Source organism: Streptomyces sp. NPDC048606 (assembly GCF_040650855.1).
Lineage (GTDB): Bacteria > Actinomycetota > Actinomycetes > Streptomycetales > Streptomycetaceae > Streptomyces.
The window spans coordinates 35,665-57,473 of the sequence record NZ_JBEZIB010000031.1 but is presented as its reverse complement, the minus strand read 5'-3'; the positions used below and the strand labels follow the sequence as shown (position 1 = coordinate 57,473).

21 protein-coding genes are annotated in these 21,809 nt (G+C 76.0%); 10 read left to right on the top strand and 11 right to left on the bottom strand.

The window, feature by feature from the left end; all coding sequences use genetic code 11:
• Nucleotides 1-89: 89 nt before the first annotated feature.
• From AB0D01_RS28950 to AB0D01_RS28940, 3 genes are all read left to right on the top strand, one after another.
• Nucleotides 90-668, top strand: a complete 579-nt coding sequence (locus AB0D01_RS28950) for an HPP family protein (RefSeq protein ID WP_363060296.1) — start codon at nucleotides 90-92, stop codon at nucleotides 666-668.
• 104 nt (nucleotides 669-772) lie between these two features.
• Complete coding sequence (locus tag AB0D01_RS28945) at nucleotides 773-1,522, top strand: VOC family protein (protein WP_363060392.1); 750 nt, start codon at nucleotides 773-775, stop codon at nucleotides 1,520-1,522.
• Nucleotides 1,523-1,591: 69 nt separating this feature from the next.
• On the top strand, nucleotides 1,592-2,635 hold the full coding sequence (locus AB0D01_RS28940; RefSeq protein ID WP_363060294.1) for a PHP domain-containing protein: 1,044 nt from the start codon (nucleotides 1,592-1,594) through the stop codon (nucleotides 2,633-2,635).
• A 52-nt stretch (nucleotides 2,636-2,687) separates the two neighbouring features.
• On the opposite strand, the gene AB0D01_RS28935 is transcribed toward AB0D01_RS28940, so the two are convergent.
• Nucleotides 2,688-3,578: a UbiA family prenyltransferase gene (locus AB0D01_RS28935; protein WP_363060292.1), complete on the bottom strand. Its 891-nt coding sequence runs from the start codon at nucleotides 3,576-3,578 to the stop codon at nucleotides 2,688-2,690.
• Between the two features lie 88 nt (nucleotides 3,579-3,666).
• Between AB0D01_RS28935 and AB0D01_RS28930 the strand changes: the two genes are divergently transcribed.
• Genes AB0D01_RS28930 through AB0D01_RS28920 form a run of 3 tightly spaced genes read left to right on the top strand, consistent with a single transcriptional unit; the run spans nucleotide 3,667 to nucleotide 6,364 of the window.
• Nucleotides 3,667-4,728, top strand: a complete 1,062-nt coding sequence (locus AB0D01_RS28930; protein WP_363060290.1) for a 3-oxoacyl-[acyl-carrier-protein] synthase III C-terminal domain-containing protein — start codon at nucleotides 3,667-3,669, stop codon at nucleotides 4,726-4,728.
• Nucleotides 4,729-4,784: 56 nt separating this feature from the next.
• A complete protein-coding gene (locus AB0D01_RS28925; RefSeq protein ID WP_363060390.1) occupies nucleotides 4,785-5,336 on the top strand; it encodes an isoprenylcysteine carboxyl methyltransferase family protein in 552 nt (183 codons plus the stop codon).
• Nucleotides 5,333-6,364: an NAD(P)/FAD-dependent oxidoreductase gene (locus AB0D01_RS28920; protein ID WP_363060288.1), complete on the top strand. Its 1,032-nt coding sequence runs from the start codon at nucleotides 5,333-5,335 to the stop codon at nucleotides 6,362-6,364. Before AB0D01_RS28925 ends, AB0D01_RS28920 begins: the two co-directional genes overlap by 4 nt.
• An 81-nt stretch (nucleotides 6,365-6,445) precedes the next feature.
• On the opposite strand, the gene AB0D01_RS28915 is transcribed toward AB0D01_RS28920, so the two are convergent.
• Nucleotides 6,446-7,885: a hypothetical protein gene (locus AB0D01_RS28915; RefSeq protein ID WP_363060286.1), complete on the bottom strand. Its 1,440-nt coding sequence runs from the start codon at nucleotides 7,883-7,885 to the stop codon at nucleotides 6,446-6,448.
• Between the two features lie 243 nt (nucleotides 7,886-8,128).
• On the opposite strand from AB0D01_RS28915, the gene AB0D01_RS28910 reads away from it, so the two are divergent.
• Nucleotides 8,129-9,835 (top strand): carboxylesterase family protein, encoded by a 1,707-nt coding sequence (locus tag AB0D01_RS28910; RefSeq protein ID WP_363060284.1) that lies wholly within the window; start codon nucleotides 8,129-8,131, stop codon nucleotides 9,833-9,835.
• 37 nt (nucleotides 9,836-9,872) lie between these two features.
• Here the strand turns inward: AB0D01_RS28910 and AB0D01_RS28905 are convergent, their stop codons facing one another.
• Complete coding sequence (locus AB0D01_RS28905; RefSeq protein WP_363060282.1) at nucleotides 9,873-11,246, bottom strand: M64 family metallopeptidase; 1,374 nt, start codon at nucleotides 11,244-11,246, stop codon at nucleotides 9,873-9,875.
• A gap of 151 nt (nucleotides 11,247-11,397) precedes the next feature.
• Between AB0D01_RS28905 and AB0D01_RS28900 the strand changes: the two genes are divergently transcribed.
• Nucleotides 11,398-12,786 carry a tetratricopeptide repeat protein gene (locus AB0D01_RS28900; protein ID WP_363060280.1) on the top strand — a complete coding sequence of 463 codons (1,389 nt, stop codon included), beginning with the start codon at nucleotides 11,398-11,400 and terminating at the stop codon, nucleotides 12,784-12,786.
• A 244-nt stretch (nucleotides 12,787-13,030) separates the two neighbouring features.
• Here AB0D01_RS28900 and AB0D01_RS28895 read toward each other — a convergent pair whose 3' ends face one another.
• The 4 genes from AB0D01_RS28895 to AB0D01_RS28880 all read right to left on the bottom strand — a co-directional run bounded on the left by AB0D01_RS28895 (nucleotide 13,031) and on the right by AB0D01_RS28880 (nucleotide 16,816).
• Nucleotides 13,031-14,557, bottom strand: a complete 1,527-nt coding sequence (locus AB0D01_RS28895) for an MFS transporter (protein WP_363060278.1) — start codon at nucleotides 14,555-14,557, stop codon at nucleotides 13,031-13,033.
• Between the two features lie 47 nt (nucleotides 14,558-14,604).
• Nucleotides 14,605-15,186 (bottom strand): TetR family transcriptional regulator, encoded by a 582-nt coding sequence (locus tag AB0D01_RS28890; protein WP_363060388.1) that lies wholly within the window; start codon nucleotides 15,184-15,186, stop codon nucleotides 14,605-14,607.
• 171 nt (nucleotides 15,187-15,357) lie between these two features.
• On the bottom strand, nucleotides 15,358-15,603 hold the full coding sequence (locus AB0D01_RS28885; protein ID WP_363060276.1) for a DUF6158 family protein: 246 nt from the start codon (nucleotides 15,601-15,603) through the stop codon (nucleotides 15,358-15,360).
• A gap of 127 nt (nucleotides 15,604-15,730) precedes the next feature.
• Entirely contained in the window at nucleotides 15,731-16,816 is a 1,086-nt protein-coding gene (locus AB0D01_RS28880; protein WP_363060274.1) for an AI-2E family transporter, read from the bottom strand.
• A gap of 114 nt (nucleotides 16,817-16,930) precedes the next feature.
• Between AB0D01_RS28880 and AB0D01_RS28875 the strand changes: the two genes are divergently transcribed.
• Both AB0D01_RS28875 and AB0D01_RS28870 read left to right on the top strand, forming a co-directional pair.
• Nucleotides 16,931-18,235 carry an MFS transporter gene (locus AB0D01_RS28875; RefSeq protein ID WP_363060273.1) on the top strand — a complete coding sequence of 435 codons (1,305 nt, stop codon included), beginning with the start codon at nucleotides 16,931-16,933 and terminating at the stop codon, nucleotides 18,233-18,235.
• Nucleotides 18,236-18,325: 90 nt separating this feature from the next.
• Complete coding sequence (locus tag AB0D01_RS28870; RefSeq protein WP_363060271.1) at nucleotides 18,326-19,063, top strand: hypothetical protein; 738 nt, start codon at nucleotides 18,326-18,328, stop codon at nucleotides 19,061-19,063.
• Between the two features lie 41 nt (nucleotides 19,064-19,104).
• On the opposite strand, the gene AB0D01_RS28865 is transcribed toward AB0D01_RS28870, so the two are convergent.
• The 4 genes from AB0D01_RS28865 to AB0D01_RS28850 all read right to left on the bottom strand — a co-directional run bounded on the left by AB0D01_RS28865 (nucleotide 19,105) and on the right by AB0D01_RS28850 (nucleotide 21,809).
• Nucleotides 19,105-19,452: a hypothetical protein gene (locus AB0D01_RS28865; RefSeq protein ID WP_363060269.1), complete on the bottom strand. Its 348-nt coding sequence runs from the start codon at nucleotides 19,450-19,452 to the stop codon at nucleotides 19,105-19,107.
• A gap of 135 nt (nucleotides 19,453-19,587) precedes the next feature.
• Complete coding sequence (locus AB0D01_RS28860; RefSeq protein WP_363060267.1) at nucleotides 19,588-19,815, bottom strand: hypothetical protein; 228 nt, start codon at nucleotides 19,813-19,815, stop codon at nucleotides 19,588-19,590.
• A gap of 141 nt (nucleotides 19,816-19,956) precedes the next feature.
• Entirely contained in the window at nucleotides 19,957-20,628 is a 672-nt protein-coding gene (locus AB0D01_RS28855; RefSeq protein WP_363060265.1) for a response regulator transcription factor, read from the bottom strand.
• A complete protein-coding gene (locus AB0D01_RS28850) occupies nucleotides 20,625-21,809 on the bottom strand; it encodes a histidine kinase (protein ID WP_363060263.1) in 1,185 nt (394 codons plus the stop codon). The genes AB0D01_RS28855 and AB0D01_RS28850 overlap by 4 nt, the downstream gene beginning before the upstream one ends.

Here is a 21,809-nt window from a genome sequence, read left to right as displayed (position 1 = left end):
CCGGGGGTCGATCACCGTCACGGCGCGGCCACCCTCCTGCCCTGCCCCGCGCGGTCCCGCCCGCCACCCGCACCGAAACCCCTGCCCGCATGAACAGCGCCGCCCCCACGTCCGCCCCCGCCTCCCCCGCCTCCCTCGACGGCGCCACCCCGCCCGCGTCCGACGCACCGACCCCCGCGCCCGGTCGGCGCGGCGCCCCGGCCCGGCCGAGCGCCGTGGCCGCGTTCCACAGCGTCAGCGCCGCGACCACCGTCCTGCTGGGCCTCGTGGCGATCGGCGCGGCGCTCCACGAGCCGGTGCTGATCCCGCCCCTGGCCGCGAGCGCCGCCCTCGTGCACAGCGCGCCGACGCTGCCGCTGGCCCAACCCCGCGGGGTGATCCTCGGTCACCTGATGGGGGCCGCGGTCGGCTTCGGGGTGCTGGCCGCCGCCGGCGGCAGCGCCTGGGCCGCCGCAGTGGGGGCCGGTGTGACCCTGCTCCTGCTGACGCTCACCCGTACCCCGCATTCGCCGGCGGTGGCCACCTCCGTCGTGATCGTGCTCCAGGGCCCGGATCCGGCCCGCTTCGTCCCCCTGCTGTTCGGGGCCACCGTGCTGCTGGTGCTGACCGGCTACGCGGGCTCGCGGATCCGCCGCGGAGCGCCGAGGTACCCCGCCTACTGGTGGTGACCTGCGGCGAGCCTGCCGCGCGGCGGGGGGCGCCGGGGCGTAAGTCTTGTGCCGTGGCAATTTCTACGAAGGACGTCTTCGGGGCGCCGTGCTGGGTGAGTCTGATGGCCCGCGACCTGGAGGCGTCGCAGCGTTTCTACGGCGCCGTGGTGGGGTGGAGCTTCCGTCCGGCGCCGCTCGGGGACGCGTTCTCGATCGCGGTGATGGACGGCGTGCCGGTGGCAGGCATCGGGGCGCTCGCCACGGACCTGGCCATCGCGGTGGCCTGGACCCCGTACTTCGCGGTGGACGACGTCGACGTGGCGGCGAGCCGGATCCGCGAGCGCAGCGGCACCGTGGCGGTGGGCCCGGTCTCCTTCCCCTCCGGCGGTCGGGCGGCCCTCGTCGCCGATCTGGACGGCGCGGTCTTCGGGGTCTGGGACGGCCCCGTCTCCTCCGGCTGGCGGGTCGGGCTGGGCCCCGCCCCGGCCTGGCTGGAACTGCGCACCCGCAACGCCTTCGACGCGGCGCTGTTCTACGGGGAGGTCCTGGAGTGGGCCACGGGCCGCGCCGGCTGCTGCGAGGTCTCCTACGAACAGGAGCGGGTCGTGCTGCGGCAGGGCGGCGAGCCGGTGGCCCGCATCGACAGCGGCCCGGTCGAGCCGGGCGCGTACACCCCGCACACCCGCCCCCGCTGGCACGTGCACTTCCGCGTCGCCGATCTGGAGCCCGCGATCGAGGCGGCGCTCGACCTCGGCGGCCGCGTCGTCTCGGTGGTGACCGAGGACGGCGCCGAACGGTCGGTGGCGCTGCGCGACCCCGACGGCGCCCTGTTCACCCTCACCATGCGGATCCCGAAGGCCGCCGCCGACTGAGGCGGGGCGGGCCGGCGCGGTCGCACGCCGGCGCGGCCGTGGGGACACTGGGTCGGGAGGAGGTGGGCCATGGACCCGGTGGCCGCACTGGACCGGATCGCCTTCCTGCTGGAGCGCGCGCAGGCGCCCACGTACCGGGTACGGGCCTTCCGTACGGCGTCCGCCGCGCTGGAGGCGCTGGGCCCCGAGGACACCGCGCGGCGGGCCCGGTCCGGATCGCTGGAGGCGGTCAGGGGCATCGGGCCCAAGACGGCGCAGGTGGTGCGGGAGGCGCTGGGCGGGGCGATCCCGGCGTACCTGCTGGCCCTGGAGGACGAGGCGGCGGCCCTGCCGACCGACCGGCCCCCGTCGCCGCCCGCCGCCCTCGCCCTGCGCGCGGCCCTGCGCGGGGACTGTCACGTGCACTCGGACTGGTCGGACGGCGGGAGCCCGATCGAGGCCATGGGGCGGGCCGCCGCCGCTCTGGGGCACGCATGGGCGGTGCTCACGGACCATTCGCCGAGCCTGCGGGTGGCGCGGGGGCTGTCGCCGGAGCGGCTGCGCGAACAGCTGGCCGCGGTGGCGGAGCTGAACGCGGGCTGGGCGCCGTTCCGGCTGCTCACCGGGATCGAGTGCGACATCCTGCCGGACGGTTCCCTCGACCAGGAGCCGGAGCTGTTGGACGGACTGGACCTGGTCGTGGGGTCGGTGCACTCGAAGCTGCGGATGGAGTCCCCGGCGATGACGCGGCGGTTGCTGACGGCGGTGGCGAATCCGCTGATGGACGTCCTCGGGCACTGCACGGGGCGGTTGGTGACGGGCCGGACGCGCCCGGAATCCACCTTCGACGCGGAGGCCGTCTTCGCGGCCTGCGCCGAGTCCGGCACCGCGGTGGAGATCAACAGTCGGCCCGAGCGGCTGGACCCGCCCCGCCGGCTGCTGCGCACGGCCGTGGCGGCCGGGGTGTTCTTCGCCGTCGACACCGACGCCCACGCCCCGGGCCAGCTGGACTGGCAGATCGTGGGCTGCGAACGGGCGGTGGAGTGCGGGGTGCCCCCGGAACGGGTGATCAACACCTGGTCGGCGCGGGACCTCCGCGCCTGGACCCGTACCCGCCGCCCGCCCGCTCCCTGACCCCGAGGACACGGCCTGACCGCGAGGGCAGGCCCTGGCCCGCGGACACCTCCTAACCCACCCCCGCTCCCCGCATCAGCAGGAGGGCCACGTCGGCGAGCGCGACGCCGAGGACCGCCAGGAACGGGATCCGGCCGGGTGCACGGACCGTCGCGAGGAGCAGGGCGAAGGTCAGCGCGAGCAGGGACAGGCCGTACGGGGAGACCGGCCCCGGCGGCCCGGCGACCAGGGCCACCGCCGAGGCGAACACCAGCAGCCCGGCGAGGGGGGCCGCCCGGCGGGCGCCCAGCCGCTGCGGCAGGCCCCGTACCCCGGCGGCGAGGTCGTCGTCGATGTCGGGCAGGACGTTCGCGAGGTGCGCGCCCACGCCGAGCAGGGCGGCGGCGCCGGTCAGCCAGGGAGGCGGCCACGGCGCGCCGGGCAGGCCGAGCGTGACGAAGGCCGGGAGCAGCCCGAAGGCGAGGGCGTACGGGATCCAGGAGCCGGGCGTCTTCTTGAGCCACAGGTCGTACGCCCAGGCCGCCGCCACCCCCACCATGTGCGCGAGACCGGCCGCCGTCCCGCAGGCGAGCGACAGCGGCACGCACAGCAGCAGCGCCGTCAGCGCGGCGGCGGTCACGTCGGCGGGCCGGACCGTGCCCGTCACCAGGGGTTTGTCCCGGCGGCCGGCGGCCCGGTCGCGGGCCAGGTCGACCCGGTCGTTGCACCAGCCGACCGAGAGCTGGCCCGCCGCGACCGCGCCGGCCGTGACGGCCGTGCCCGCGACCCCTCGACCGACGGCCGCGGCCAGGACGGCGGAGCACAGGGTCACGGCCGCCGCGGGCGCCGGATGGCAGGCGCGCAGCAGGCCGCCCGCCCGGGTGAGGGCCGAGCGGCGGGTCGGTGGGGTGGGGGGCGGCGGCCGGCGTCCGGCGTGCGGGGCGGGGTGGGTCGCGGCGGGCACGCCGTCACGCTACGCCGTGTCGGCACGTCCTTCGCGGACCCCTCGCGTCCTTCGCGGCGCGGCGGCGCTTCTTCCCTATGTTGGCCCGATGACACGTGTCCTTGCAGTGAGCAGCGTGTTCCCTCCCCACCGCTATCCGCAGGCGCTGATCACGCGGGCGCTCGCCGGGTGTCTGCCCCCAGGGGTCGACCCGGCGCTGCTCAGCCGGGTGCACGCGGCGGCCGGGGTCGAGGCCCGGTACCTGGCCCGCCCGTTGGAGGAGTACGGGCCCGGCGAGGACTTCGGCACGACCAACGCCCGGTTCGTCGAGGTGGCCTCGGACCTCGGGGCCGACGCCGTGGGCGCGGCCCTCGCCGACGCGGGCCTGGAGCCCGGCGCGGTGGACACGGTGGTGTCCACGACGGTGACCGGGCTCGCCACCCCGTCCCTGGAGGCCCGCCTCGCCGAGCGGTGCGGACTGCGTCCCGACGTGCGGCGGCTGCCGCTGTTCGGCCTGGGCTGCGCGGCGGGGGCAGCGGGGCTCGCCCGGGTGCACGACCTGTTGGAGGGCCGTCCGGCGGACGCGGCCCTGCTGCTGTCCACGGAGTTGTGTTCGCTCACGCTCCAGCCGTCGGACGCCTCCATGGCCGGTCTGGTCGCCGGAGCCCTCTTCGGGGACGGCGCGGGGGCGCTGGTCGCGGTGGGGGCGAGGCACCCGCTGCACGACGCCGGCGCCGGGCCGTTCGTGGTGGACGCGCGCAGCCGGCTGTATCCGGGTACGGGGCACCTGCTGGGCTGGGACATCGGCCACTGGGGCTTCCGCATGCTGCTGGGCCGTGAACTGCCCGAGCTGGTGCGGTTGCACGTCGTGGAGGAGGTCGAGTCCTTCCTCGCCGGCCATGACCTCAAGCCGGCCGACGTCGACGTCTGGGTGTGCCATCCGGGCGGTCCGAGGATCCTTGACGTGCTGGCCGGGGGGTTGGGGCTGCCCGGGGAGGCCTTCGCGGCGAGCCGTCGCTCGCTGGCCGAGGTCGGCAACCTGTCCTCGGCGTCCGTGTTGCACATCCTGGGCTCCGCCCGGGCGGCGGGGCCGCCGGCGCCGGGTGCGGTCGGGCTGATGGTGGCCTTCGGACCGGGCTTCGCCTCCGAACTCGTCCTGCTGCGGTGGTGAGCGCGGTGTCGACGACGCTCGCCGCCGCCCCGCCGTCGTTTCCCGAGGTGAACTCCGTGGCCCCCTCCGCCGCCTGGTACCTGCTGTTGCTCGCGCTGGTGGCCGTCGAGCGGCTGGCCGAGCTCGTCACCGCCCGCCGGCACGCCGCCTGGAGCCTCGCGCGGGGCGGACGCGAGTACGGTCGGGGCCACTACCCGACCATGGTGGCCCTGCACACGGCGCTGTTGGTGGGCTGCGCGGTGGAGGCGACGTACCGGCCGTTCCTGCCGGCACCGGGCTGGACGGCGCTGGCCCTGGTGCTCGCGGCGCAGGGGCTGCGGTGGTGGTGCGTCGTGTCGTTGGGGCCGCGGTGGAACACGCGGGTGATCGTCGTCCCGGATCTGCCGCTGGTGGTGGCGGGCCCCTACCGGTGGTTGCGGCATCCCAACTACGTGGCGGTGGTGGTGGAGGGGGTGGCGCTGCCCCTGGTGCACTCGGCGTGGGTGACGGCCCTGGTCTTCACGGCGGCCAACGCCTGGCTGCTGCGGGTGCGGATCCGGTGTGAGGACGCGGCGCTGGACTCGTTGTCGGGGCCGCGGCCGTCGGTGCCGGCGGGGGTCGCCCCGTGATCGACCTGGTCGTGGCGGGCGGCGGTCCGGCCGGTCTGGCCACCGCGATCCACGGCGCCCTCGCCGGGCTGGAGGTGGTGGTGGTCGAGCCCCGGCCGACCCCGATCGACAAGGCCTGCGGCGAGGGGCTGATGCCGGGGGCGGTACGCCGTCTGACCGGGCTGGGCGTGTCGGTGCCGGGCCGTCCGCTGCGCGGGATCGGCTACGTGGACGGGGCGACGGGCCTGCGGGCGGAGGCGCTGTTCCGCTCCGGCCCCGGGCGCGGCACGCGGCGTACGGACCTCCAGGCGGCGCTGGCCGGGCGGGCGGCGGAGCTCGGGGTGCGGGTCGTGCGGGGGCGGGTCGGCGAGGTGGTCCAGGACGAACGGCGGGTGGTGGCGGCCGGGTTGACGGCCCGCTACCTGGTGGCGGCGGACGGCCTCCACTCGCCGCTGCGCCGCTCCCTCGGGGTGGGCCTGCCGGCCGTGCCGGGGCGGCCCGCCCGGTACGGGTTGCGCCGGCACTACGCGGTCGCGCCGTGGAGCGACCTGGTGGAGGTCCACTGGTCGCCGGGGTCCGAGGCCTACGTGACGCCGATCGGCCCGGACCGGATCGGCGTGGCCGTGCTCACCTCGCGGCAGGCGCCCTTCGACGCGCAGTTGGCCCGGTTCCCGCTGCTGGCCGACCGGCTGCCGGCGCCCGGGCCGGACGCGGCGGTGCGCGGCGCCGGGCCGCTGCTCCAGCGGGCGCGGACGCGGGTGGCGGGGCGGGTGCTGTTCGTGGGGGACGCGGCGGGGTACGTGGACGCGCTGACCGGGGAGGGGCTGACGCTGGCGCTCTCGGCGGCCGGGGAGCTCGTACGGTGCGTGCGGGCGGGCCGGCCGCAGGAGTACGAGCGGGCCTGGCGGGAGGTGTCGCGGGGGTACCGGGCCCTGACGTCCTCGCTGTTGTGGGCCCGTCGCCGGCCCGCGCTGGCGCGGCGCGTCGTCCCGCTGGCGGTGCGGTTGCCCCGGGTGTTCGCCGGGGCCGTGGACCTGCTGGCGCGGTGAGGCCCCGCGCGGGCGCGGGGCGGTGGTACGGGGGAACCCCGGCCGCGGGGCGCGCGGCCGGGGTCCGGTCCTGCGGGTGGGTCAGGCCTCGCCGCCCCTCCGGGCGCGGGGCGCCCGGTACCTGAGGGCCACGCCGGCGAGGACGGCCGCGGTCCCCGCGCCGAGGACGACGGTGACGCCGGCCCATCCGTGGGGGCCGCCGAGCGAGCCGTCGAGGGGGTCGAAGAACACGATGCCGCCGACGACGTGCAGGGTGACGACCGCGAGGGCGGTCACCGCCGCGGCCCGCCACACCAGCGGGGTGTCCCGTACCGCCAGCAGGGCCCCGAGGGCGAGGCACAGCAGCGACGCGGCCAGGGGCAGCAGGTCGGCGGGGACGGGCGCCGGGGCCTCGGCCAGGTTCCCGGGGAGGTGGAGCACCCCGCAGAGCAGCAGCGCGGCGGCCGTCGGCCAGCGCAGGAGGTGGCGCAGCGCGGCCTGGAGGCCGACGGGCGTCGGGGGGCGTTCCGGGGTCGACGGGGGGACGCCCCCCGGGGCCGCGGGCGGGGATCCGGTCCGGCCGCGCGCCGCCGGCTGCGGTGCGGGGCGGTCCGGCGCGGGGCGGTGGCGTACCGCGGGCGGGGGTCCTCCGGCCCGGCGGTCGTTCGCCCGGGCGGCGCCGGGCGCGGGGGCTCGGACGGCCGTGGGCGCGGGGGCGGTCTCGGGGGCGGCCTCGGCCTCGGCGGCGAGGATGCCGGCGAGCAGGGCCACGTCCTCGATGGGCCGTCCGACGGCGGCCGCGCGCAGGGTCACGTCGGCCTCGACCTCCTCGTGCGGTGCCGCGCCCAGCAGCGACACCATGTGCCGGACCTCGTGGACGGGCCGGGAGACGGCGGCGGCGCGGAGCGCGTCGTGTCCCGGGTCGGGGTGTTGGCCGCTCTGCTTGAGGAGGCCGACGAGCGCCGTGACCTCCTCGACGGGCCGGCAGGTGGCCGCCGTCTCCAGCAACGTCCGTATGGGCGCGGTGGACTGGTCGGCGTCGGGGACGGGCGGCAGGGCCGGCTCCGACGCCGGGACGGGTGCGGGCCACGGCTCGGCCCGCGAGAGCCGCTCGGGCGCCGGCTCGGGCGCCGGCTCGGGCTCGGGCCGGCGCGCGGTCGGGCCCGCGGGGGTCACGGGAGCCGGGGCGACGGGCGCCGGAGCCGTCGGCGTCGTCGGCGCGGACACGTCCGGGACGGCCGGCACCACGGGTGCGGTGGGGACGACGGGGGTGTGGGGGACGGTGGGTGCGGCGGCCGGGAGGCCGTGGGAGGCGGGGAGGTCGGGGATGGCGGGGGCGTCGGGTGCGGCCGGAAGGCCCTGGGCGACGGGGTGATCGGGGACCGCGACGTGGCCGGCGACGTGGCCGGCGACGATCGGGTGAGGGGGGACGACCGGGACGACATGCGGGTCGGGGAGGTGACCGACGGTCGGGTCCGGGGTGGCGGAAGGTCCTTCACGGTCGTCGTGTTGCGTCGCCGCGAGGGTGCTGGGGTCGTTCATGGAAAGCTCCGTTCGCCGACGCGCGGGTCTACACATCGCGCGCCGGTCATCGTGCGTCATGGGAATCGCACGCTCTGTTACATTCAGCGGCATATGTCGGTACTGCGCCATTCGGGGCGGGCAAACGGGGGTCTCCCCGGTCGTACGGGCGGCCCGCGCGGACACGCCGCGATCAACGGGGGCCGGGGTCGGGCCCGCGCGGCACAGTGGCGGGATCCACCCGCCGATCAGGGGAGTCGCCCCGTGCCGGACCCCCGTCCGCCCCGCCCCCGTACCGTCGGCCTCCGCCCCGGCCCCCTCTCTCCCGGCCCCCTCCCGCCCGGTCGCCGCCGACGGCTCGGGCGCGGACTGTCGGCGGCCCTGGCGCCCGCGCTGTTCCTGCTCTGCGCTGCCGGCTCCGGCCCGCCCTCGACCGTGTCCGGCGGCGGCACCTCGGCCCGCCCCCTGGTGATGACCTCCGAGGGGCCCGTACGGGGCCGCGCGCACGGCGGCCACGACACCTTCGACGGGATCCCCTACGCGGCCCCGCCCACCGGCGCGCTGCGCTGGCGGCCGCCCCGGCCCGCCCCGCGCCGTACGGGCGTCCTCGACGCCGGGACCCCGCGCGCGCACTGCCCGCAGCTGCCGGCCCTGGGGCCGGGCGGGCCGAGCGGGTCGGAGGACTGCCTGTTCCTCAACGTCACCGCCCCGGCGGGGACGGGCGGGGGCCGCCCGGTGATGGTGTGGTTCCACGGGGGCGGCTTCCGGCTGGGCGCGGGGGACCTCTACCGACCGGACCCGCTGAGCCTGCGCGGTGACGCGGTGGTCGTCACGGTCAACTACCGGCTCGGGGTCCTCGGGTTCTTCGGCCACCCCGAGCTGGGCGGCGCGCCCGACTTCGGCCTCGCCGACCAGCAGGCCGCCCTGCGCTGGGTGCGGGCCAACGCGACCCGCTTCGGCGGCGATCCGGGGCGGGTCACGGTGTTCGGGGAGTCGGCGGGCGGGCTGAGCGTCTGCGCCCACCTGGCCGCCCCCGGCTCGGCCGGCCTGTTCGCCCGGGCGATCGTCCAGAGCGGCTCCTGCTCGACCACGATGCCCCCGTACGCGCTGCTGCCGACGGGCGGGAGCTACCGGCCGTTCGTGCCGGCGGCCCGTACGGTCGCCGAAGGGGTGGCGGCGGCGAAGGAACTGGGCTGCGGCGACCGGCCGGCCGGGGCCGTCCTCGACTGCCTTCGCGCCCTGGGCACGGACCGGCTGGTGACGCCCGCGCTGATGGAACGCTTCTCCGCACTGGCGTACGGCGGTTCCGTGCTGCCCGTCGAGCCCGTCCGGGCACTCGCCGAGGGACGCTTCCACCGGGTTCCGGTGATGCAGGGCTCCACGACGGACGAGATGCGGGTGTTCGTCGCCCTGACCCTGGGCGCCCGTCCCGTGAAGGACGCGCGGGCCTACCGCGAACGGCTGCGGGCCTCCTTCGGCGCCGCCGCCCCGGCCGTGGAGGCGTCCTATCCGCCCACCGCGTACCCGACGCCCGCGCTCGCCTGGGCCGCCGTGCTCTCCGACGTCTCCTTCGTCTGCCCGACGCTGCGCGACAGCAGGGCCCTGGCGCGCCACGTCCCCACGTACGGCTACCTCTTCAGCGACGGCGGCGCCCCGAACTTCGCGGGGGTCCCGAAAGTCGCGGGCTTCCCGTTGGGGGCTTCGCACGGCTCCGAGCTGCCCTCCCTGTTCACCGCCGGTGCGCTGACGGACCGCCAGCGCACCCTGTCGGAGCGGATGAGGGACTACTGGACGCGCTTCGCGCGCACCGGCTCTCCGAACGCGCCGGGCGACCCCGTCTGGCCCCGGTTCGCCTCCTCCCCCGCCTCGGTGCTGAACCTGGACCCTCGGGCCGGCGCGATCCGCGCGGTCGACCCGGCGCCCGCGCACCACTGCGCCCTGTGGGACGCACTGCCCCCACCGGCGGGGTGACGGCGCGGCCGGGGCCCGGGAAGGGCCCCGGACCGTGTCACAGCCGGACGTTCCAGGTGAGGGTGGAGGTGAGGGTGCGGGCGATCTCGAGGTCGCGGACGGCCGGCGTCCGGTCCTCGACGGTCACCGACAGGCGGTGGGAGCGCAGGTCGAACAGCCACAGCTCCGCCACGCGCACCTGCTCGCGCCCCGCGAAGCGCCGCAGTTCGCGTCCGTCGAGGTACCAACGGACGACGGGCTGCGCACTGCCGGCCGGGCCGGCCAGGCGCGGTACGGCGATCTTCGCGGTGTGGCGCGCGCGCAGCGTCCGGTCCGTCGGGGTGAGCGCGGTGGCCGGGTTCGCGTGCCGGTGGAAGCCCGCGATCATCGCCTCGACGCCGGGCAGGTTGAAGGGTTTGCCGAGGATCCGCATCAGCGATTCGCCGGTGGGTCGGCGCAGCCCGGTGACGTAGTAGCCGCCGCCCTCGTACGCACCGACGGTGCCGCCGTCGGGGGAGGTCTCGCCCAGCCAGCGGTGCCACTTGACCCGGCGGTCGGCCAGGGCGGCGGCGTCCAGGGTGGTGATGTTGGTGTCGGCGGGCTCGGGGCCGGTGTAGCGCTCGTAGTCGGGGACGCCGGGGTAGTCGTACTCGTCGGCGAGCTTGCCGAGGGAGTGTCCGGTCTCGTGGATGGCGACCTGGCCGGACTTGGGGTGTCCGGCGGAGGCGGTGGAGATGCCCTCGTAGCCGAGGGTCGCGCTGGGCTCGTTGTAGCCGGCGCCGCCGTACTTGGCGCTGTTGGCGAGGACGAGGACGAGGTCGGCCTCGGGGGCCCGGGCGACGTACGCGTCCACCTTGTCCTGGTCGACGCACAGCAGCCGTTCGATCCGCTCGCACCAGAAGTACGTGCCGAGGGCGGTGTCGCGGACCGTGTCGGGGCCGGGGTCGCCGGAGACCCCGGACTGGGCGGAGACGGCGTCGACGGTCCAGACGTTGAAGTATTCGCGGTAGGTGGTGTACGGCTCCACGGCGGTGACCTCGGCCCACTTGGCGCGGGCGTCGGCGTGGAACTTCCCCAGTTCCTCGGCGGTGTAGCCGTCGCCGACGACCACGACGTCCAGGCGGTCGGCGCTGGGGCCGGTCTCGACCAGGGCGGTGACGGCGCCGTCGGCCGCGCGGGCGGCCGCGCCGGACGGTGGCGAGGCGGTCCTCGCCCGACCGGCCGCCGGGACCTCGACGTGGCCGGAGCCGGCCTCCGGCCCGTTCTCAGGTCCGGGTATCTCCACCTCGACACCGGCGCGCCGGTGCGGTTCGGCCACGGCGGCGGGGGTGGTGGCGGCGAGCAGCGCGGCGCCCGCGCAGAGGGCCGCGAGCACCGCCCGCGGACCGGTTCGCGGGCCTCGTCGCGGGCCCGGTCGGACGGCAGGTCCCATCAAGTCCTCCACGGGATAAGGGGAGTTAAGCAAGTGGATAAGCAGATTGAACCGGCTGCTTAAACTAGGCGCCGGCCAGGGCGTGCGCAATGGCCGGTTCCCGCTGAATACTGGGGAGCCGCGACAACAGGGTCCGCCACGGGGGGATTTGATGGACGAACCGGTCGAGATCGGCCGCAGGGTGCAGCGTCTGCGCGGCGAACGCGGTCTCACACAGCGGCAGTTGGCCGAGCCCTCCTACACCCCGGCCTACGTGTCGACCCTGGAGTCGGGCAAGGTCCGCCCGTCCGAGAACGCCCTGCGCTTCCTCGCGGGGCGGCTCGACGTCTCGTACGAGGAGCTGGCGACCGGCCGGCCGCCGCGCCTGGCGACCGAACTGCGGCTGGCCCTGACGGACGCCCAGCGCGCCCTCGCCACCGGGTCGGCGGCCGAGGCGGCACCGCGCTACCGGGAGCTGCTCGCCGAGGCGGAGCGGCTGGAGTTGGTCGACGAGCGGGTCGAGGCGCTGCTCGGTCTGGGTGACTGCGCCCTGGAAGCCGGGGAGCTGGCGGAGGCCGCCGCCCGCTTCGAGGCGGCGGAGTCCCTGTGGGCGGACGAACCGCTGCCGCGCCGGGCCCGCGCGATCCGGGGTCGGGCCGTCGCCCATCTGCTCGCGGGGGAACTGCGCTACGCCTGCTACCTGCTGGAGTCGACGATCGACGCCCTCAACGCGGGCGGTCTGGGTGATCCGGAGGCGCTGGTGCTGCTGTACGCGGCGGTGATCGGGCCGTACATCGACATGGGCGCACACGCCCGCGCGGCCCACGCGGCGGAGTCGGCCCTGGCCCTGGCCCCCGAGGTCGGGGATCCGGCGCTGGTGGCGGGGATGCACCGGCAGGTGGCGCGGACGTTCCTGGCGCAGGGGCGGATCGCGGACGCCGACGCCTCGCTGGCGAAGGCGCAGGAGGCCTACCGGCGGTTGCGGTGGGGCACGGACCTGGCGCACTGCCACTGGATGCGCGGGTACGTCCAGGCCCAGCACGGCGAGCTCGACGCGGCCGAACGGGAGTTGCGGATCGCCCGGGAGATGCTGCGGGCCCGGCGGGCCGTGCTCTTCACGGCGCAGGTGGAGGTGGAGCTCGCGGACGTGCTGCGGCGCCTGGGCCGGCCCGGGGAGGCCGCCGCGCTGGTCACCGACCTGCTGGAGTCGGGCGCGGGCGCGACCGCTCCGGGGGCCGTGCACGCGGGCGGCGCGCACCGGTTGCTGGGGCTGATCGCGCAGGAGCGCGGGGACGTCGAGGCGGCCGAGGAGCACTACGTACGGGCGCTGGCGCTGCTGGAGCGCAGCGGCGCGGGGGGCGACCTGGCGGACGTGTGCCGGCTGCTGGGCGATCTGCTGCGCCGGGAGGGCCGGGTGGAGGCCGCGCTGGACGCCTACCGTACGGGGCTGGGCCACCGGGCGGCCGCGCCGGGTACGACCACCCTGGGGCCGGCTCCGGCGGCCCCGCCGTTCGGGCCCGCGGTGAGCGCGTACACGACGCCGCTCCCGGCACCGCGCTAGGGCCTGTCGTCGAACTCCCGTCGTCGCCCGGAGGGCGGCCCCGCGGCGTCCGGTGCGTGCTCTCGGCGTGCCGGGCGGAAGCACGTGTACTGGACGTACTCGGTCTTTCGCCCGGTGCGGCGAGAGCGCGTGCCGGGCGTCGCGGGGCAGGCGGGAGTTCGACGACAGGCCCTTGGGGCGGGTCCGGGAGCGGGGTCGGGAGCGGGGTCGAGGGCCCGGCCGGGGGTGGCGCGGGCCGGGTGGATCAGTGGTTCTCGGTGGGCTGGAGGTCGCGCGGGATCAGCGCCCAGGTGGTGGCCGCCGCGGCGACCGCCAGGGCTCCGGCCATCAGGAAGGCCGGGGTGATCGCCAGGGTGTAGGCGTGCGAGGCCGTGTCCAGGAGGGCCTGGCCGACCGTGCCGCCGATGCGGTCGGCGACGTGCGCCGCCTCGCCGACGGAGTCCCGTACGGACCGCGCGGCCGGGCCGTCGAGGTCGAGGACGGGCAGGTTGCCGCGGTAGAGGGCGGCGGCGGTGCTGCCGAGGATGGCCACGCCCATGGCGGAGCCCAGTTCGTAGCAGGTCTCCTCGATGGCGGCGGCGCTGGAGACCTCGGCGGCGGGGGCGGCCGAGACCAGGGTCACGGAGGCGACGGTGGTCGCCACGCCCGCGCCGAGCCCCATGACGGTGAGGGCGGCGGCGAAGGCCGGGTAGCCGAGGTCGGTGTACTGCTGGAGGGTCCAGGGCAGGGCCATGCCGACGGCGAGGACGACCAGTCCGGCGCCGAGCACGTGCCGGATCGGGAAGCGGTGCATCAGGGCGGGCGCCACGATCGAGGCGCAGATCAGCGCGAGCGGCGCGGGCAGCAGGCGCAGTCCGACCTCCAGCGGGGTGTAGCCCTGGCCGTACTGGAACCACTGGGTGACGAGGAACAGGATCGCCCCCATGCCCACCATCGGGAGGAAGATCGCGGTCGCGGCCACGCTGAAGGCGGGCTTGGCGAACAGCCGGACCTGGAGCAGCGGGTGCTCCACGCGCAGCTGACGCCGCACGAACACGGTGAGCGCGACGGCGGCGAGGAGGAGCAGCGCCCAGGGCAGCGGGGAGCCGACGCCGCTCTTGCCGAGCTGCTTGATGCCGCCGGCGAGGGCGAGCATGCCGACGATCGACTGGGCGACGCCCCACCAGTCCCAGCGGCCCTTCAGCGCTGCCGGGTTGCGCGATTCGGGCAGGTAGCGCAGGCCGGCGGCGACGATGAGGGCGGCCACGGGCAGGTTGAGGAGGAACGCGGAGTGCCAGCCGTAGTCCTGGACGAGGAGCCCGCCGACGACGGGGCCGAAGGCCATGCCGCCGCCGAAGACGGCGGCCCAGACGGCGAGGGCGAAGGCCCGCTCCTTGGCGTCGGTGAAGACGCTGCGCAGGATGGACAGGGTGGACGGCATGATGGCCGCGCCGCCGATGCCGAGCAGGGCGCGGGCGGCGATCAGCTGCCAGGGCTCGGTGGCGAAGACGGCGAGCAGGGAGGCGGCGGAGAAGATGCCGAAGCCGGCCATGAGCAGGCGCTTGCGGCCCCAGCGGTCGCCGAGGGCGCCCGCGGTGACGAGGAGCCCGGACAGGGCGAGGGCGTAGACGTCGATGATCCACAGCTGCTGCACGGCGCCGGGCTGGAGGTCGGCGACGAGCGAGGGGAAGGCCACGTTGAGGATCGTGGTGTCCATCGAGATGAGCAGGAGGCTGCCGGAGAGGATCGCCAGGACGGTCCAGCGACGCGGGTCCGGCGTGGGGGTGTGCATGGGATTCCGTTCGGTGTCGTGCACGGGTGCCGCTCGGGGGCGGCGGTTCAGGCGGTGGGGGCGGGGGCCGGGGGCGGCCAGGGGGGCCGCGCGCCGCCGAGGAAGGAGGTGAGGACGAGCCGGCCGATGTCGCGGGGGGCCAGGTGGCCGTCGCGGACGCCCTCGGCGGCGGCGTCGAGCAGGCCCCACAGGGAGTACCAGATCCAGTAGGGCGGCAGGTCGGCGCGGACCCGTCCCAGGCTCTGGCCGAGGGCGAGGAAGGCGAGGGCCCGCCGGTCCTGGCGTTCCACGCCGGCGCGGAACGCGGGGTCGGCGAGGACGGTGGCGTCGCGCGTGGTGAACCCGTACAGGTGGGCCGCGGGCAGCAGGGCGACGACCAGCTCCTCCAGCGCGGCGTCGAAGGCGGCACCGTCGGCGCCGGCCGCGTCGAGGTCCACGGGGGCCAGGCAGCCGTCGACCACGTGGATGGCGCGCACGGCGACCGCCTTGAGCAGGGCCTCGCGGGTGGCGTAGCGACGACTCAGGGTGGCCCGACTGGTGCCGATGCCCGCCGCGATCTGCACCATCGAGGCGCTGTGGTCGCCGGCGAGGACACGCGCGGCGCCGTCGAGCAGTTCTTCTTCACGCATCACGATGAGCCTCCTTCGCCTCGAACGATACATTTTTGTCTCACTCGATGCAAAGGTGGCTCATAAGCGGGGGTGGTCGGGCGCAGCAGGAACGCCCCCGCGCCGGAGTGGCACGGGGGCGATACGCAGGGTGCGGCCGGGGCCGGGGCGGGGTCCCGGTCCGTGCGGGCGTCAGTCCTCGCCGGCGGCGCGGGCTCGGGCGCCCGAGCGGGTGCGGGCGGCGGTGCGGGCCCGGTCGGGGTGGCGGCGCACGTACTCCTCCTCCAGCTCCTTGAGCCGGTGCGAGTGCGTGGCCAGGGCTTCGTCGGACCCGTGCAGGAGGGTCTCGTGGCGGGTGCGGTGGATGGTCTCCAGCTCCTTGAGCAGTCGACCGTCCTCCAGGTCGTTCGCCGCCGGTCCGTGCGTGTGCTCCGCCATGGCCACCACCTCCGCGTCCGTGGACCCTCTCGCCCCCATCCCAAGGTAAGCGGCCCCGTCGCGCACGGCCCGCCCGACGGCGGCCGGCATCGGCCGTCCGGAGCGACGCCCGCCCTCGGGATGGGGCTCAGTCGTCGGGATCGGGGGCCGTCGGCGCCGGCGCGGGGGCCCGCTCCGGTCCGGCGTGGGCGCGCAGGGCGGTGCGCACCGACCAGACCACGGAGACCAGCGGGACCGCGACCACCGCCCCGACCACACCCGCCGCGATGGTCCCCGCGATCACGGAGACGGCCACCACCAGCGGGTGGAGCCGCACCGCGCGGCTCATCACGAGCGGGTGCAGCAGGTGCCCCTCGATCTGGCCGATGACCACGATCAGGGCGATCACCACGCCCGCGATCACCGGCCCCTTCGCGGCGAGCGCCACCACCGCGGCGATCGCCAGCGCGACCGGGGACCCCACGAGGGGCACGAACGCGGCGAAGAACTCCAGCAGCGCCAACGGGACGGCCAGCGGCACGCCGAGGAAGTACAGGGCCAGCCCGACCAGGACGGCGTTGGTCGCGGCGACCACCACGATCCCGTGGGTGTATCCGGTGAACGTACGCCAGGCCGCCCGACCGCCGACGTCCACCCGCCCCCGCGCCCCCTCGGGCAGTTCGGAGCAGAACCAGGACCACTGCCGCTCCCCGCCGTGCAGGAAGAGGACGGCGGAGAAGACGGCCAGGGCCAGCACCGTGAGCACCTCGACGACGTGCCCGGCGCCGCTCAGCGCCCTGCCGATCAGCGTCGAGCGGTGGCTCGACAGGTAGGCGCCGATGTGGGACTGGAGGTCGGACAGCGCTCCCGGGCTCACCCGGAACGGCGGCCCGGCCAGCCACGCCTCGATGCCCGCCAGCCCCTCGCGGAACTCCCGGACCAGGGTGGCGCTCTCCCCCGCCACCGCCTCGCCGACCAGGGAGAGCACGCCGAGGACCAGCACCGCGCTGCCGAGCAGGCTCACCGCGACCGCGAGGGGGCGGGGCAGGACGCGGGCGAGGCGCCGGGTGGGGACGGCGAGCAGGGCGGTGACCACGAGCCCCAGGAAGAGCGCCACCCCGATCTCGTGGAAGCGGCCCAGCACCGCGAACACCGCGTAGACGGCGACGCCGACGACCAGCAGGCGCCAGGCGTGGGCGGCGGCCGTGCGCAGGAACGGGGACACCGGCGACATGGTCCATGGCTGCCACGCGGGGCGCGCCCTGCCACGCGCGGGGCCGCGCATTCGTCCGTCCGGGGCGAAAAACGGTTTGCTCCCCCCTCGGGCGAACCCGCACGATGGCCCGTTGTGAGTACCTCCCGTTTCGCCGCCGTTTTGCCTGATCTCGCCCCGTGGCGATCCAGTCGGGACTTCCGCCTGTTGTTCTACCAGGGCACGGTCACCTTCTTCGGTTCGTTCATGGCGATGATCGCGCTGCCGCTCCAGATCAAGCACATGACCGACTCGCCGCTCGCGGTCGGCGCGATGGGCGCGGTCGAGCTGGTGCCGCTGGTGGTCTGCGGGCTCTACGGAGGCGCGCTCGCCGACGCCGTCGACCGGCGGCGGCTGATCCTCCTGACGGAGGCGGGCCTCGGCGTCCTGGCACTGGTCCTGCTGGTGAACGCGCTGCTGCCGGACCCCCTGCTGTGGCCGCTGTACGTGGTGGCGGCCGGAGTGTCGGGGCTGACGGGGCTCCAGAGGCCGGCGCTGGACTCGCTGATGGCCCGCATCGTGCCCCACGACCAGCTGAGCGCCGCCGCCGCGCTCAACGGGCTGCGCTACCAGTTCGGGGCCATCGCCGGTCCGGCGCTGGCCGGCCTGGTGGTCGCGTACGCCGGTTACGCGTCGGCCTACGCGGTGACCGTCGCGGGGTTCCTGGTGTCCGTCGTGCTGTGCACGCGGCTGCGACCGGCGCCGCCGGTCAAGGGCGGTGAACGGCCCTCGCTGCGGGGCATCGCCGAGGGCGCCCGCTACGCCTGGAGCCGTCCGGTCCTGCTCGGTACGTACGCCGTCGACCTGGCGGCGATGTTCTTCGCGTTCCCGAACACGATCCTGCCGTTCCTCGCGGACGAGCTGGACGCGGTGTGGGCCCTGGGCCTGATGTACTCGGCCGGGGCCGTGGGTTCGCTGGTGCTGGGCATGACCAGCGGATGGGTGTCGCGGGTGCGGCGCCACGGCCTGCTGGTGGTGTTCGGCGCGACGGCGTGGGGCCTGGCGATCGCGGCCGCCGGCTGGTTCCACGGGATCTGGTGGGTGCTGCTGTGCCTCGCGATCGCGGGAGCGGGCGACATGCTCAGCGGCCTGGGCCGGGCGACGATCTGGAACCAGACGATCCCGGAGGAGCTGCGCGGTCGGCTCGCCGGCATCGAGGTGCTCTCGTACAGCGTCGGCCCGCAGCTCGGCCAGGTCCGGGCGGGCACCATGGCCGGCTGGACGGGCACCCGGCCCGCGTTCTGGAGCGGCGGTCTCGCCTGCGTGGCGTCGGTGGCGGTCCTGGCCGCGTTGCTGCCGAAGCTGATCTCCTACGACGCGGACACGGACGAGGACGCGCTGCGCCGCCGGGCCGCCCGCGCGGACGAGGAGAACGAGGAGAACGCCGTCACGGCCGGCTGACCCGGGACTGCGGGACCGCGGGACCGCGCACGCCGCCCGAACGGCGGTGTTCGCGGTGCGCGGTCCCGGCCCTCCCGGGAGGGTGACGGCATGGGGTCATGGTGGTACCGCAACATCCTGGAGCCGGGCAAACTGCCGCTGTTGCTGGCGCTGTCCGCGTTCGTCGTGACCTTCGCCGTGACCCGGGTCATCACCCGGATGATCCGGGCCGGCAAGGGCCCCTTCCGCAACGTCACGCCGGGCGGCCTGCACGTGCACCACGCCGTCCCCGGGGTGATCCTCATGACCGTGGGCGGTTTCACCGCCATCGGGGGCGGCCGGACGGGGTGGGGCTCGGCGGTCGCGGCGGTGCTCTTCGGCATGGGGACGGGCCTCGTCCTGGACGAGTTCGCGCTGATCCTGCACCTGAGCGACGTCTACTGGACGAAGGAGGGCACGCTCAGCGTCGAGGTCGTCATCATGACCTCCGCCCTGGCCTCCCTGCTGCTGTGCGGGTTCCTCCCGTTGGGGGTGGACGGTCTGACCCCGGACCAGGAACAGAACCGGCTGACGGCCGTGGGCACCGTGGTGCTCAACCTGCTGCTGGCGATCGTCGCCCTGTTCAAGGGCAAACCGCGGATGGCGGTCCTCGGGGTCGTCGTTCCGCTGATCGCCCTGGTGGCGGCGGTGCGTCTGGCACGGCCGGTGTCCCCGTGGGCGCGCCGGTTCTACCGACGACGCCACCGGGCACGGGCCCGGAGCATGCGGCGGGCCTACCGGCACGACCGGCGCTGGACCGGCCTGCGCCGCCGGGTCGAGTACCTCATCGGCGGGGCGCCCAGCCACTAGGCGACGCTCCCCCGGGGCCGCCGGGGGTCGCGCGGCCGAGGTCAGACTCCGGCGGGGGCGGGGGTCTCGTCGAGCTCCCACGCGTGCCGCTTGAACTCGCGGCGGAAGTCGGCGTGGTCCTCCCACTGGCGGGCGATCCCGCGCAGGACGTCCCAGTGGTGCTCGACGGACTGGTCGATGACGGCGCGGGTGCGCCCCTCGGCCGTCGCCCGCCGCTCGATGAGGCCCTTGACCGCGGAGGCCTCCAGGACGCTGTTGCGCAGGGCGCGCAGCGCGCGGGAGGTGTCGTCCATCGCGAAGCCGCCGTCGTTTCCGCTCTCCGCCGCGAACAGCGGGGTGAGCCGCGCCTCGATGAACGCGGTGATCCGCTCGAAGTGCTGGACGTCCATCAGGGTTCTCCCTTTCCCGCCGCCCCGGCGCGGGGCGCGGAGCGGATCGTCGAAGCGGCCCGGGGGCCGGACCACGTGCAGGATACGAGGTGGTCCGGGGCCCTCGTGCCGGCGGTGCGCGGCGCCGCTCGGCGGTCAGAGCGGGTCGACGACCGCGAGGACGGGCGGGGCGGGCGACGTGTGGCGGTGACCGCAGGGCTCGAAGACCAACACCACCGGCTCACCGGGCCGCTGACGCCACGAGATCCGCTCGGGCGTGCCGGCGCAGCGCGGGCAGGAGGGCAGCGGACTCGGCGGCCCCGGCCGGGTCCGACACTCGGGCAGGGCCGTGAGCGTCGGCGGCGCGGTGTGCGGGTCACGCATGGGGGCTCCCTGGTCCGGAAGTGGCACTCCAGGCACTGTGCCATGACCGGAGCCCTCCGCGCACGGGCGAATCATCCAGTGTTCTGGCTGGTCAGGCCGTGCCCACCAGGGCCGATCCGGTCTTCTGGGGGCACTTGGTGATCAAGTGCTCCTCCGCCCCGCCTCGACCAGGCCCGATTCGTACGCGGCGATGACCGCCTGGGCCCGGTCGCGGACGCCGAGCTTGCCGAAGACACCGGTGAGGTGGTTCTTGACGGTGGAGACGCTGATGTCCAGCTCGCCGGCGATGGCCGCGTTGTCGTGCCCGGTGGCCAGCAGCCGCCAGATCTCCAGTTCGCGCGGGGTGAGTCCGGCCGGTACGTCGGTCGGGGCGGTCGGGGTCTCGCGCCGGCCGGACCGTACGTAGGTGGAGATGAGGCGGGTCAACAGGCGCGGCGCGACGGCGGCCTCGCCGGTGTGGACGGTGTGGACGGCGTCGATCAGCTCCTCCGGGGAGACGTCCTTGGGCAGGAAGCCGTGGGCGCCGGCGCGCAGCGCGGCGACGACGTACTCGTCCATGTCGAAGGTGCTCAGGGCCAGGACCCGGGAGGCGGGCAGGGTGCGGGCCAGTTCGGCGGTGGCGCCCACCCCGTCCAGGACCGGCATGCGGATGTCCATGACGACCACGTCGGGGGTCAGCCGGCCGGCCAGTTCGACCGCCTCGGCGCCGTCGGCGGCCTCCCCGACGACCTCGATGTCCGGGGCGGGCGCCAGGATCAGCGCGAGGCCGCGCCGGACCAGCGGCTGGTCGTCCGCTATGAGCACGCGGATCATCGGCGGGTCTCCTCTGCTTCGGGGGAGCCCGCTCCGAGCGCCACCGGGATGCGGGCCGCGACCAGGAAGCCGCCGTCGCGGTGCGGGGCGGCCTCCAGGGTCCCGCCCTGGAGGGCCACGCGTTCGCGCATGCCGATCAGACCGTATCCCCCGCCGGGCGCGGGGCGCGCGGCCGGTGGCCGCCGGGGCGACGCGGCGGGCGTGCCGTCGTCGCGGACCTCGACGGTGACCCCGTCCGGGCGGTACGTCAACCGGACGCGGGCGCGGGCGCCGACGGCGTGCTTGCGGGCGTTGGTCAGGGCCTCCTGCACGACGCGGAACACCGTCAGTCCGACGGTCGGCGGCAGGGCGCGCACCGGGCCGACGACGCTGAACTCGGTGTCCATGCCGGCCAGGCGGGACTCGGTGACGATCCGGTCGAGGTCGGCGGTGCCGGGCTGCGGGGCGGGCGGGGTCCGCTCGGGTTCCTCCCCGGCCCGCAGTACGTCGAGCAGTTGGCGCATCTCGCCGAGGGCCATGCGGCCGGATCCCTCCAGGGTGACGAGGGCCTCCCGGGCGGCCTCGGGGTCGTGCGCCAGGTTGGCGCGGGCCCCGCCCGCCATCAGCTGCATGGTGGTGATGTGGTGGGCCACGATGTCGTGGAGCTCGCGGGCGATGCGCCGGCGTTCCTCGGCGACGGCGCGGTCGGCGAGGAGCATCCGGTTGGCCTCGACCTCGCGCTGCCGGCGGTTCATGGCGACGGCGCAGATGACGACGAGGGCCGCGGCGACCGCGGCCCCGAGGAGGATCCAGCCGTCGTCCAGTCCCCGTTCGCGCCCCAGCAGGGGCAGCGGCACGGCCGCGAGGGCCCCGAGGGCGACGACGGGCGGCCGGCAGGACCGGGCCAGCGTGAACAGGGACACGGCCATGGTGATGGTGAAGCCCGGGGTCACCGGGGAGACCAGGTCGAGGACCGCGCTCAGACCCACCACGGCCGTGTGCACGAGCGCCGGGTGGTGGCGGCGCACGAGCAACGTCAGCGAGGCGAGCATGACGAGGAGCATCGCCAACGGTGTGATCGGCGGGACGCCGACGCTGCTGCCGGCCGAGAGGCCCAGCAGGTCGACGCCGCCGGCGCCCACGGCCACCAGCCCGTCGTTCCTCGTCCACGTCCACGTCGGTCTGTCGACGCGTATGCCCAT